The organism is Microbacterium trichothecenolyticum (genome assembly GCF_000956465.1).
In the GTDB taxonomy this organism is placed as follows: domain Bacteria; phylum Actinomycetota; class Actinomycetes; order Actinomycetales; family Microbacteriaceae; genus Microbacterium; species Microbacterium trichothecenolyticum.
In genome coordinates, this window is the sequence record NZ_JYJA01000036.1 from 1 (window position 1) to 11,619 (window position 11,619).

At 71.2% G+C, this 11,619-nt stretch carries 10 protein-coding genes; 5 read left to right on the plus strand and 5 right to left on the minus strand.

Annotated elements, in window-relative coordinates; genetic code table 11:
* Positions 1 to 15 precede the first annotated feature (15 nt).
* Genes RS82_RS11770 through RS82_RS11785 form a run of 4 tightly spaced genes read right to left on the minus strand, consistent with a single transcriptional unit; the run spans position 16 to position 5,759 of the window.
* Positions 16 to 1,167: an NAD(P)H-dependent flavin oxidoreductase gene (locus tag RS82_RS11770; RefSeq protein ID WP_211255925.1), complete on the minus strand. Its 1,152-nt coding sequence runs from the start codon at positions 1,165 to 1,167 to the stop codon at positions 16 to 18.
* Positions 1,160 to 3,349 (minus strand): 3-hydroxyacyl-CoA dehydrogenase NAD-binding domain-containing protein, encoded by a 2,190-nt coding sequence (locus tag RS82_RS11775; RefSeq protein WP_045299667.1) that lies wholly within the window; start codon positions 3,347 to 3,349, stop codon positions 1,160 to 1,162. Before RS82_RS11775 ends, RS82_RS11770 begins: the two co-directional genes overlap by 8 nt.
* Before the next feature lie 44 nt (positions 3,350 to 3,393).
* Positions 3,394 to 4,596: an acetyl-CoA C-acetyltransferase gene (locus RS82_RS11780; protein ID WP_045299669.1), complete on the minus strand. Its 1,203-nt coding sequence runs from the start codon at positions 4,594 to 4,596 to the stop codon at positions 3,394 to 3,396.
* An 11-nt stretch (positions 4,597 to 4,607) separates the two neighbouring features.
* Entirely contained in the window at positions 4,608 to 5,759 is a 1,152-nt protein-coding gene (locus RS82_RS11785) for an acyl-CoA dehydrogenase family protein (protein WP_045299671.1), read from the minus strand.
* Between the two features lie 191 nt (positions 5,760 to 5,950).
* Between RS82_RS11785 and RS82_RS11790 the strand changes: the two genes are divergently transcribed.
* The 5 genes from RS82_RS11790 to RS82_RS20735 all read left to right on the plus strand — a co-directional run bounded on the left by RS82_RS11790 (position 5,951) and on the right by RS82_RS20735 (position 11,242).
* Positions 5,951 to 6,712 carry an SDR family oxidoreductase gene (locus RS82_RS11790; protein ID WP_045299673.1) on the plus strand — a complete coding sequence of 254 codons (762 nt, stop codon included), beginning with the start codon at positions 5,951 to 5,953 and terminating at the stop codon, positions 6,710 to 6,712.
* A complete protein-coding gene (locus RS82_RS11795) occupies positions 6,709 to 7,917 on the plus strand; it encodes an acyl-CoA dehydrogenase family protein (protein WP_045299674.1) in 1,209 nt (402 codons plus the stop codon). Before RS82_RS11790 ends, RS82_RS11795 begins: the two co-directional genes overlap by 4 nt.
* Complete coding sequence (locus RS82_RS11800; RefSeq protein ID WP_052676811.1) at positions 7,914 to 9,005, plus strand: phosphotransferase family protein; 1,092 nt, start codon at positions 7,914 to 7,916, stop codon at positions 9,003 to 9,005. The genes RS82_RS11795 and RS82_RS11800 overlap by 4 nt, the downstream gene beginning before the upstream one ends.
* 124 nt (positions 9,006 to 9,129) lie before the next feature.
* On the plus strand, positions 9,130 to 10,308 hold the full coding sequence (locus RS82_RS11805; RefSeq protein WP_045299676.1) for a thiolase family protein: 1,179 nt from the start codon (positions 9,130 to 9,132) through the stop codon (positions 10,306 to 10,308).
* Positions 10,309 to 10,387: 79 nt separating this feature from the next.
* Entirely contained in the window at positions 10,388 to 11,242 is an 855-nt protein-coding gene (locus RS82_RS20735; RefSeq protein ID WP_157005547.1) for a hypothetical protein, read from the plus strand.
* 3 nt (positions 11,243 to 11,245) lie between these two features.
* Here the strand turns inward: RS82_RS20735 and RS82_RS11815 are convergent, their stop codons facing one another.
* Positions 11,246 to 11,476 (minus strand): DUF1232 domain-containing protein, encoded by a 231-nt coding sequence (locus tag RS82_RS11815; RefSeq protein ID WP_052676813.1) that lies wholly within the window; start codon positions 11,474 to 11,476, stop codon positions 11,246 to 11,248.
* Positions 11,477 to 11,619: the final 143 nt, after the last annotated feature.

The window sequence follows — 11,619 nt, forward strand, 5'->3', positions numbered from 1 at the left end:
GGGGGGAGTCCGCCGTCACGCGAACAGCGACAGGCGCTGCGACAGGACCTCATAGGCCTGGGACACCGTGCGGCGCACGACCTCGCCGGCGGGCGGGATGTCGTGGATGAGGCCCTGCACCTGGCCCACGGTCCAGATGCCGGCGTCGAGGTCGCCGTTCTCGAAGACCTTCCGGCCGCGGGCGCCCGCAACGAGTTCGCGCACGTCGGGGAACTGGCCGCCCTCGGCGAGGATGCGCACCACTTCGTCCGACACCGCGTTCTTCGCGACGCGTGCGGTGTTGTGCAGCGACCGGAAGATGAGGTTCGTGTCGAGCTCGCTCGCCTCGACGATGCGCTCCTTCACCGCCCGCGCCACGGGCGACTCCTCGGTGCACATGAACCGCGAGCCCATGTTCACGCCGTCGGCGCCGAGCACGAGCGCCGCGGCGAGACCTCGGCCGTCGGCGAACCCTCCGGAGGCGATGAACGGGATGCTGAGGGCATCCGCCGCGGCCGGGATCAGGACGAGCCCCGGCACATCGTCTTCCCCGGGGTGGCCCGCACACTCGAATCCGTCGATCGACACCGCCGTCACGCCGACCTTCTCGGCCTTGAGCGCGTGCCGGACCGACGTGCACTTGTGGATGACGCGCACCCCGTGCTCGCGGAACATGTCCATGTGCGGCTCGGGGTTCGCACCCGCCGTCTCGACGATCGTCACCCCGGCGTCGATGATCGCCCGGCGGTACTCGTCGTAGGGCGGCGGGGTGATCGACGGCAGGATCGTGAGGTTGACGCCGAACGGCTTGTCGGTGAGAGTGCGCGCGCGCTCGATCTCCTTCACGAGGTCGGCCGGCGTCGGCTGGGTGAGGGCGGTGATCATGCCGAGCCCGCCCGCCTCCGACACCGCCGCGGCGAGCTCGGCGCGCCCGACCCACATCATGCCGCCCTGCACCACGGGGTGCTCGATGCCGAGCGCCTCGGTGAAGCGCGTGCGCAGGCGCGCGCGTCTCGTATCGTCGCTGCGCTCCCGGCTCAGCGACCGGGAGGAATCGGTCGCCCCGCCGGCGGGGCGCGACGCCGCGGGACCAGGGGTGGGTGAGCCGGCGAAGCCGGAAGACCCAGGCTCATCGGTCGCTGAGCGAGCGACGCGAGACGAAACGCCCACGACTGCGTCCTCACTCATAGGTCTCACCCGCCTCCGCCTTCGCGATGAGGGAGGCAGGCGGAAGGAACCGGTCGCCGTACCGCTGCGCCAACTGGCGCGATCGGGCGATGAAGCCGTGGAGCCCGCCGTCGTACTGATTGATGTACTGCAGCACGCCTCCCGTCCACGCCGGGAAGCCGATGCCGTAGATCGACCCGATGTTGGCGTCGGGCACCGAGGTGAGCACGCCGGCGTCGAGGCACGCGATGGTGTCGAGGGCCTCGGCGAACAGCATCCGTTCCTGCAGGTCCTCGAAGGGGAGGACCGTGCGTCCCGAGCCGTACTTCTCGCGCAGGCCCGGCCAGATGCCGACGCGCCGGCCCGACTCGTCGTACTGGTAGAAGCCGCCGCCCGCGCGTCGCCCGGGGCGCTCGGCGTCGACGACCATCCAGTCCATCACCGCTTCGGACGGATGCTCCACCCACACCGCTCCGGAGGCCTCTTCGGCGGCGCGCGTCTCGAGGCGGATGCTCCGTGAGAGCGAGATGGTCAGCTCATCGAGGAGCTGCAGCGCGCCTGCCGGGTACCCGGCCTGCAGTGCCGCCTGCTCGACCGACGCGGGCTCTACGCCCTCGCCGACCGCGGCGACAGCCTCGGCGATGAATCGGCCGATGACGCGCGACGTGAAGAAGCCGCGGGCGTCGTTGACGACGATCGGCGTCTTGCGGATCTGCTGCACGTAGTCGAACGTCTTCGCGAGCACCTCGTCGCTGGTGCGCTCGCCGCGGACGATCTCGACCAGCGGCATCTTGTCGACGGGGGAGAAGAAGTGGATGCCGATGAAGTCGTCGGTGCGCTCCACGCCTTCCGCGAGCAGGGTGATCGGCAGCGTCGAGGTGTTCGACCCGAGCACGGCGTGGGGCAGGGCGACGTGCTGGATCTCCTCGAACACGCCCTGCTTGACCGGAACGGACTCGAACACGGCCTCGATCACGAAGTCGACGCCGGCGAAGTCGGCCGGGTCGGCGGTCGGTGTGATGCGCGCGAGCAGCGCCTCGGACGTCGACGCCGTCGTGCGGCCGCGTGCGAGCGCCTTGTCCTCCAGCGCCCGCGAGTAGTCCTTGCCCTTCTCGGCCGCCTCGAGGGTGACGTCCTTCAGCACTACCTCGATGCCCGCCTTCGCCGACACGTACGCGATCGCGGCGCCCATCATGCCCGCGCCGATCACGCCGACCTTCTTCGCCCGGTACTTCGGGAAGCCGCCCGGGCGCGAACCCCCGGCGTTGATGTGCCCGAGATCGAAGAAGAACGCCTTGATCATGTTCTTCGCGACCTGGCCGTGGGTGAGCTCGACGAGGTAGCGGGTCTCGACCTTCGACGCCGTCTCGAAGTCGACGTACGCGCCCTCGACCGCCGCGGCCATCGCCGCGCGGGGTGCGGGAAGCGGCGCGCCCTTCAGCTGCTTGCGCAGCGAGGCCGGGAACGCCGGCAGTGCACCCGCGAGCGACGGCGAGTTCGGCGCGCCGCCGGGGATGCGGAAGCCCTTCACATCCCACGGCTTCACGGGCGCCGGGTTCGCGGCGATCCACGCCTTGGCGGCCGGCACGAGCTCGTCCGCCGACGGCACGAGCTCGTCGACGATGCCCACCGCGAGGGCGTCCGACGGCGAGAACTTCGTCGCCGGCAGGATGACGTCGGTCAGCGCCTTCTGCAGCCCGAGCATGCGCACGAGGCGCGTGATGCCGCCGCCGCCGGGCAGGAGTCCGAGCGACACCTCGGGCACTCCGAACTGCGCGCCCCGCACGTCGGCGGCGATGCGATGGTGCGCCGCGAGAGCGAGCTCGAGGCCGCCGCCGAGCGCCGTGCCGTTCATCGCCGCGACGACGGGCTTTCCGAGCACCTCGAGGCGGCGCAGGTCGGCCTTGACGGCGTCGATGTGGGCCGTCTCCTCCGCGGCCCGCGAAGGGTCCGCGGCGCGCAGCAGGTTCAAGTCGCCGCCGGCGAACCAGCTCTTCTTCGCCGACACCAGGATGACCCCGCGGACGTCGTCGCGCTCCGCTTCGAGCCGGTCGGCTGTCGCCTTCAGCGCCGTGACGAAGTGCGGGTTCATGGTGTTGACGCTGCTGTCGGGGTCGTCGAGCGTGATGACGACGTCGCCGTCGGCATCCTGCTCCCACGCGTATCCCTGGTACACGGCCGTGTCGTCGATCGTGGTGCTCATAGGTGTTCTCTTTCCGTGAGATCGGTGGAGACGCATGCCGGGGCTCAGACCCGCTCGATGACGGTGGCGATGCCCATGCCGGCGCCGACGCACAGCGTCGCGAGGCCGCGCTTCTGGTCGCGGCGCTCGAGCTCGTCGAGGAGGGTGCCGAGGATCATGGCGCCGGTGGCGCCCAGAGGGTGGCCGAGCGCGATGGCGCCGCCGTTGACGTTGACCTTGTCGTGCGGGATGTCGAGGTCCTTCATCCACTTCATGACGACGGCGGCGAACGCCTCGTTGAGCTCGAAGAGATCGATATCGGATGCGGCGAGCCCCGCCCGATCGAGCGCCTTGAGCGTCGCCGGTGTCGGGCCCGTGAGCATGATCGTCGGCTCGGAGCCGGTGACGGCGGTCGACACGATGCGGGCGCGGGACGTGAGGCCGAGGCGCTCGCCGGCCTCCTTGCTGCCGATGAGCATGAGGGCGGCGCCGTCGACGATGCCGGACGAGTTGCCCGCGGTGTGCACATGGTCGATGCGTTCGACGGCGTGGTACTTCTGTGTCGCGACGGCGTCGAAGCCGGCGTTCTCGCCGAGCGCGGCGAAGGCCGCGGGGAGGTTGCCGAGCCCGGAGGTGTCGGGGCGACGGTGCTCGTCGGTGTCGAGCAGGGTCACGCCGTTCTGGTCGCGCACCGGCACCACCGACCCCCCGAACCGGCCTTCACGCCACGCGGTGTCGGCGCGGCGCTGCGACTCGGCGGCATACGCGTCGACGTCGGCGCGCGAGAAGCCCTCGAGCGTCGCGATGAGGTCGGCGCTGATCCCCTGCGGTACGAAGTGCAGGTCGTAGTTGGTGGTCGGGTCCTGCGCGTAGGCTCCGCCGTCCGAGCCGATCGGCACGCGCGACATCGACTCGACGCCCCCGGCGAGCACGAGGTCCTCGAAGCCGGATGCCACCTTCTGCGCCGCCACGTTCACGGCCTCGAGGCCCGACGCGCAGAAGCGGTTGAGCTGCACGCCCGCCACGGTCTCGGGAAGGCCAGCCACCAGCGCGGCCGTGCGGGCGATGTCGCCGCCCTGCTCGCCGACCGGCGAGACCACCCCCAGCACGATGTCGTCGATGAGCGCAGGGTCGACCCCGCGGTTGCGCTCGAGGACCGCGTGGATGAGCCCCACGACCAGGTCGACGGGCTTGGTGCCGTGCAGGGCGCCGCCGCGGTTCCTGCCGCGCGGGGTGCGAACCGCGTCGTAGATGTATGCGTCAGCCATGTGGCCTCTCCTCACAGTCCGAGGCCCCGGCCGACGATCTCTTTCATGATCTCGGTCGTGCCGCCGTAGATGGTCGTGATGCGCGCGTCCTCGTAGTCGCGCGCGATGCGGTATTCGCGCATGTAGCCGTAGCCGCCGTGCAGCTGCAGGCAGCGGTTCACCACGTGCACGAGCTGCTCGGTGGTCCAGAACTTGGCGGCCGCCGCGTCCTCGGCCGAGAGCTCGCCGGCCGAGTGCAGTCGGATGCACCGGTCGATGTACGCGCGGCTGACATCGGTCGCGGTCACCATGTCGGCCAGCTCGAACCGGGTGTTCTGGAACGACCCGATCGGCTTGCCGAAGGCCTTGCGGTCCTTGACGTAAGCCAGCGTGCGCTCGAGCACGCCCTCGCTGGCGGCCACCGCCGCGGCCGCGATCGACAGGCGCTCCTGCGGCAGGTTGCGCATGATGCCGAAGAACCCGTCGCCTTCCGCGCCGAGCAGGTTCGCGGCCGGCACGCGTACGTCTTCGAAGACGAGTTCGCTCGTGTCCTGGGCATGCAGCCCGACCTTGTCGAGGTTGCGCCCGCGCGAGAATCCGGGGGAGTCGGCCTCGATCACCAGCAGGCTGAGCCCGCGGTGCGGGTCGTCGCTCGTGCGCACGGCGGTCACGACGAGGTCGGCGTTCTGGCCGTTCGAGATGAAGATCTTCGAGCCGTTGACGATGTAGTCCTCGCCGTCGCGCACCGCGGAGGTGCGGATGCCCGACAGGTCGCTGCCGGTGCCGGGCTCGGTCATCGCAACGGCGACGATGAGCTCGCCGGCGGCGATGCCGGGCAGCCACTGCTGCTTCTGCTCGTCACTCGTGAGGTCGGTGAAGTACGGGATCACGATGTCGTTCGACAGCGCGATGCCCGCCATGCCGTCCGAGACGGGGTTGTGCGCGAGCTCCTCGCCCATGATCGCGTGGAACCGGAAGTCGTCCGCCCCGCCGCCGCCGTACTCCTCCGCGATGGCGAAGCCCAGGATGCCGGCCTCCGCCGCCTTCGTGAACAGCCAGCGGTCGACCTTTCCCTCGGCGCTCCAGCGGTCGGCGTTCGGCCTGGCGTACTGCTCGACGAACGCGCGCACCACCTCGCGGAACTGTTCGTGGTCCTCGTCGTAGATGTCTCTCTTCAGCGTCATCGCCGAACCTCCGTGTCGCGGATGCGGCGTCCTCGCCGCACGCATGTTTTTATTATGCATTAGAAACTGGATGCTGCAACCTGGCCTATCCCGCCGGATCACCGGGTTGTGCCGGCGCGGTTTCTTACGCACGATTAAACGAAGGCATCGTGGCCGCACCGGCGGCGACCACGCCGAGAGTGAGGACGACGATGACCACACCGCTGAGCGGACGCACCGCGATCGTGACGGGGGCGAGCCGTGGCATCGGCCTCGCGATCGCATCGCGACTGGCCGAGGAGGGGGCGCGCGTGTGCCTGACGGCGCGGCATCCAGAGGAGCTCGCGGACGCCGTAGCGACGCTGCCGGCGGGCTGCGCGATCGGCGTCGCGGGCGGCGCCGACGACGCCGATCACCGGGCCGAGACGCTCGACCGCGTCGTCCGGGAGTTCGGCGGCATAGACATCCTCGTGAACAACGCGGGCATCAACCCGGTCTACGGCCCGCTCGCCGAGCTCGACCTCGGTGCGGCGCGCAAGGTCCTCGAGGTCAACGTCGTCGCGACGCTCGCGTGGACGCAGGAGGCGCTGCGCCGCGGCCTCGGCGAGGGCGCGCACGGCGGCAGTGTCGTGAACCTCTCGTCGGTATCGGGTGCCGTGCCCTCGCCGGGCATCGGCTGGTACGGCGTGACGAAGGCCGCCGTCGCGCACTTGACGACATCGCTGTCGGTCGAGCTCGCCCCGCGGGTGCGCGTGAACGCGGTCGCCCCGGCCGTGGTGAAGACCCGCTTCGCGCGCGCACTGTACGAGGGGCGGGAGGAGGAGGTCGCGGCCGGCTATCCGCTGGGCCGGCTCGGTGTTCCGGAGGATGTCGCCGGCGCTGTGGCGTTCCTCGTAGGCGACGACGCCTCGTGGATCACCGGCCAGGTGCTGACCCTCGACGGCGGCCTGCTCGGCGCGGGAGGCACGGCATGAGCCCGGCCGAGCTCGATGACCTCCGCGGCCGCACGCGTGCATTCATCCGCGAGGTCGTCCTCCCGGCGGAGCCGGGGCCCGGGGCGCCGCTCGACGACACGACCCGCGACGCCCTCCGCGCGAAGGCCCGCGACGCCGGGGTGTTCGCTCCCCACGCGCCCGTCGAGTACGGCGGCCTCGGCATCCCGATCGATGCGTGGTCGCCCGTCTTCCAGGAGGCCGGGTACTCGCCCATCGGTCCTGCGGTGCTCAACATCATGGCGCCCGATGAGGGGAACATGCACCTGCTGTACGTGGCGGGCACGCCCGCGCAGCACGAGCGCTACCTCGCGCCGCTCGTGCGCGGAGACGTGCGCTCGAGCTTCGCGATGACCGAGCCTCACCCGGGCGCCGGGTCCGATCCGCGGGCGCTCTCGACTGCGGCGGAGCGCGTCGACGGCGGCTGGCGTCTCACCGGACAGAAGCGCTTCATCAGCGGTGCGAACGGCGCCGCGTTCGCGATCGTCATGGCGCGCACGCCGGGTGTCGAGGGCTGGGATGAGGGGGCGACCATGTTCCTGCTGCCACTCGACGCGCCCGGCGTCACCGTCGGCCCCGACATCCACACGATCGAGGGGGCCATCGCGGGCGGGCATCCGTATGTGGGCTTCGACGGATGCCTCGTCCCCGACGAGGACGTGCTCGGAGAACCGGGCCAGGGGTTCCGGTATGCGCAGGTGCGTCTCGGCCCCGCGCGGCTCACCCACTGCATGCGCTGGCTCGGCCTCGCGCGCCGCGCTCACGACACCGCCCTCGACCGCGCCGACGCGCGCGAGCTCTTCGGCTCGCGCCTGCGGGACCTCGGCGTCGCGCAGGCGCTCCTGGCCGACAGCGTCATCGACCTCGAGACCTCCGACGCGATCATCGACAAGACGGCACGGATGCTGCGCGCCGACCCGCGCGCGGGAGAGGCGCTGTCGTCGGTCGCCAAGGTGCATTGCTCCGAAGCCGTGTTCCGCGTGATCGACCGCGCTGTGCAGCTGTGCGGAGGCGACGGCGTCACCGACGCGCTGCCGCTCATCCAGTACCTCAACGAGGTGCGCCCCTTCCGGATCTACGACGGGTCGAGCGAGACCCACCGCTGGGCGATCGCGCGACGCGCAGCATCCGCTCGCTCCCGCGAGGTCGAGGCGGGCGCTGCCCGGCTCGATGAGGTGACCCCGTGATCACGCGGCCCGACGGCCTCGAGGCGGTGGCGACCTGGAGCGATGCGGCCGGACTCGAGCGGCCGCCCCTGCTCGTGGTCGACGCGGTCGAGGAGTACCTCCGCGGTCTCGGACTCGGCGACGGAGCGCTCGCGTGGGAGCGCATCGGCGAGGGCCATTCCAACGTCACCTATGCCATCGCGTACGCGGGCCGCGACCTCGTGCTGCGGCGCGGGCCGCGCCCGCCGCATCCGCCCTCCACGCACGACATGGCCCGCGAGGCGCGTGTGCAGCGCGTGCTGGGAGCGGCAGGCGTGCCGGTGCCGGAGATCGTCGCACACAGCGACGATCCCGCCGTGCTGGGCGTGCCGTTCTACGTCATGGAGCGGGTGAGCGGGGATGTCGTCACGGATGCCGTGCCCCCCGCCCTCGACGACGCCGAGGGCCGCCGCGGGATCGGGTTCGCCGCCGTCGACGCGCTCGCCGACCTGCACGCCGTTCCGGTCCGCACCGGCGAGGTCGCGGCACTCGGAAGACCCGACGGCTACCTCGCACGTCAGGTCGGCCGCTTCGCCGCGCTGTGGGAGGTGAACTCGCGGCGCTCGTTCCCCGCGGTGGCCGAGCTCGCCGCGTGGCTGGCCGAGCGTATGCCCGAGACCCAGCGCGCCGCCGTCGTGCACGGCGACTTCCGCATCGGCAACCTGATGTACGCGCCCGGAACTCCGGCGCGGGTCGCGGCGATCCTCGACTGGGAGATGGCCACGCTCGGCGACCCGCTCGCCGACCTGGGCTACTTCACCGCCACGTACGCGCGCCCCGGATCCGCGCCGACGCCACTCGAGCTGACGCCTGTCACCCGGTTGGACGGGTTTCCCGAGACCGCGGAGCTCGTCGCAAGGTACGCGTCGCGGCATCCGCTCGATCTGTCGATGCTGCCCTGGTACGAGACGCTCGCCTTCTTCAAGGCCGCGGTGTTCTGCGAGGCGCTGTACACCCGCTGGCTCGACGGTCAGCGCCCCGGCGACACGTTCGGCCCGACCCTCGAGGAGGGGGTGCCACGACTGCTCGAGGCCGCGCAGGACCGGGCCGCGACTCTGTCGGCTTCCTGACGCCGGCAGAGCGCTCGATGTGGCGCAACACGCGGGGACGACGCGGGCGCGCCGGGTGTCGTGACACCCGGACCGGCGGCGCCGCTGCCCGCACCCGGGCATAGGCTCGAAGGAGGAGGTCTCCATGCCTGACGCCGTCATCGTCGATGTGGTCCGCACCCCGTCCGGCCGGGGCAAACCCGGGGGAGCGCTGAGCGCGGTCCACCCCGTCGATCTCGTCGCGGGGGTGCTCACCGCGCTGCTCGAACGCAGCGGCCTCGAGTCGCGGCAGATCGACGACGTGCTGATGGGATGCGTCAGCCAGGTCGCCGACCAGTCCCTCAACGTCGCGCGGCAGGCAGTTCTCGCGGCGGGCTTCGACGAGACCGTGCCCGCGGTGACCATCGACCGTCAGTGCGGCTCGAGTCAGCAGGCCGCGCACTTCGCCGCGCAGGGCGTGATCGCCGGCGCCTACGACGTCGTCATCGCCGCCGGCGTCGAGTCCATGAGCCGCGTGCCGCTCGGCTCGTCGGCCCACGGCGGCACCGTGTCGCACGGCGTCGCCCACCGCTATCCCGATGGTCTCGTGAATCAGGGCGTCTCCGCAGAGCTCATCGCGCAGAAGTGGGGGTTCAGCCGCGAGGAGCTCGACGCGTACTCCGCCGAATCGCATCGGCGGGCGGCGGATGCCTGGACCCGCGGCGCGTTCGACGCCCAGGTCGTGCCGGTCTGGGGCGGCGGCCCCGAGGCCGTCGCGTTCGACGAGACGGTGCGCTCCGGCACGACCGCGGAGTCGCTGGCCGGCCTGAAACCGGCCTTCCGCACCGACGAGCTCGCCACCCGGTTCCCCGACCTGGACTGGCGCATCACGGCGGGCAATTCGTCGCCGCTCACGGATGCGGCATCCGCAGCTCTCATCATGAGCGAGGAGAGGGCCGTCGAGCTGGGGCTCACGCCCCGGGCGCGCTTCCACTCGTTCGCCGTCGTCGGGGACGACCCGATGATGATGCTGACCGGGCCGATCCCCGCAACGCGGCGCATCCTCGAGCGCAGCGGCCTGTCCATCGGCGACCTCGACGCCTACGAGGTGAACGAGGCGTTCGCCTCCGTGCCGCTCGCGTGGCAGCACGATCTCGACGCGGACCCCGAGAAGCTGAACCCGTGGGGTGGCGCGATCGCGCTCGGCCACGCCGTCGGCGCTTCCGGCACCCGCCTGCTGGGCACGCTGGTGTCGTACCTCGAGGCGACCGGCGGCCGCTACGGCCTGCAGACGATGTGCGAGGGCGGCGGCATGGCCAACGCGACGATCATCGAACGGCTCTAGGAAGCACGCCCGGGGCGCTGTCTCGCGGACCGGACCTCGGCTCTTCCCGCGGCGCCCGGTCGTCACCTATCGTTATTCGATGGATTCAGATCGAAAAACGATAGGTGCATACGACGGTGACATCCGTCGGGTGCTGCGCTCGGTCGGCCGGGTCTTCGGTGTGGTCCTCGCCGTCGCGGTCGTGGGCGGCACGCTCGTGCTGTGCGCGGGGGCGTTGCTCGTGGGCGTGCTCGCCGACGACACCGGATACCGCGAACCCCGCACCGCGGTCGAATGGATGCAGGCGATCGACCGGGCGGCCTCGGCCCTGATGTTCGCGGCGGGGGCGCTCGCCGTCGCTCTCGTGGTGACGTGCGTGATCGCCGTGGCGGGGGCTTTCGCACGGCGCACCAGCTGGAGCGTGATCGGGGTCGTCTGCAGCGGGCTCCTGGCGCTCGCCATCGTCGGTGTGGGCGTCAGCGGCCAGGTCGAGTCTCTCGTCGCCCGTGCCGTGTCGGCGGTCGGGAATGCGCCCGCGGTGGCTCCGATTCCCTCACCGTCTCCCGCGCCCGACCCGCTCACGGTCGACGACGCCCGCCAGGAGATGCTCGCGATGTTCTCGACGACGATCGATGCCGCAGCGGCGCCCGTCACCACGGCCGACGGCTCTCCGCTGATCGTGGATGCCGCGCAGCTGCAGGCTGCGCCGTGCGGCGAGGTCGGCTCCCGTCTGGCATTGACCACGGAGCTGGCGACCGCCGACAACGCAGCCTCGCTCGTCGCGATCCTCGCCGCCTGGGACGCCGCCGGCTACCTCCCCGACCGCGCGATGCAGGAGGACATCCGCTACAGCACGGCCCTTCCGGTCGAGCGCCTGAGCATCCGCGACAAGACCACGGTCGACGGGCTCCTCCACGTGAGCATCCAGAGCGCGTGCGCGGTCGCCGGCGGCTGACGCTTACGGCGCCTGCAGCCGGGCCTGCCACCGATGGTGCTCGCGCACCACGAGCAGGGCGAGGATGCTCCAGACGCCGAGGTCGTCGGCGAATCCGAGGGGTCCGAGGACGAGCTCGGGGATCAGGTCGATCGGCGAGACCGCATAGACGACCGCGGCGGTCGCGGCGATCCACGTCGTCGGCGCGACGCGGTGCTCACCGACCTTGAGTGCCTTGAGGAACCTCCACCACATGCATCGAGTGTGCGCCGCGATCGACCGATAGCGGCCCGGCGAGATCAACTCGTGATGCTGAGCATTCCCTGATCGTCTCTGCAAGCGATTGCGTGAACGGGAGGAGAACGGATGCCTCGGGTCGCGGCATCCGCTCGATTAAG

Coding starts and splice junctions, on each gene's coding strand:
- RS82_RS11815 (WP_052676813.1), bottom strand. CDS start 11,476: ATGTGGTGGAGGTTCCTCAAGGCACTCAAGGTCGGTGAGCACCGCGTC.
- RS82_RS11805 (WP_045299676.1), top strand. CDS start 9,130: ATGCCTGACGCCGTCATCGTCGATGTGGTCCGCACCCCGTCCGGCCGG.
- RS82_RS11775 (WP_045299667.1), bottom strand. CDS start 3,349: ATGAGCACCACGATCGACGACACGGCCGTGTACCAGGGATACGCGTGG.
- RS82_RS11795 (WP_045299674.1), top strand. CDS start 6,709: ATGAGCCCGGCCGAGCTCGATGACCTCCGCGGCCGCACGCGTGCATTC.
- RS82_RS20735 (WP_157005547.1), top strand. CDS start 10,388: ATGGATTCAGATCGAAAAACGATAGGTGCATACGACGGTGACATCCGT.
- RS82_RS11790 (WP_045299673.1), top strand. CDS start 5,951: ATGACCACACCGCTGAGCGGACGCACCGCGATCGTGACGGGGGCGAGC.
- RS82_RS11780 (WP_045299669.1), bottom strand. CDS start 4,596: ATGGCTGACGCATACATCTACGACGCGGTTCGCACCCCGCGCGGCAGG.
- RS82_RS11770 (WP_211255925.1), bottom strand. CDS start 1,167: ATGAGTGAGGACGCAGTCGTGGGCGTTTCGTCTCGCGTCGCTCGCTCA.
- RS82_RS11785 (WP_045299671.1), bottom strand. CDS start 5,759: ATGACGCTGAAGAGAGACATCTACGACGAGGACCACGAACAGTTCCGC.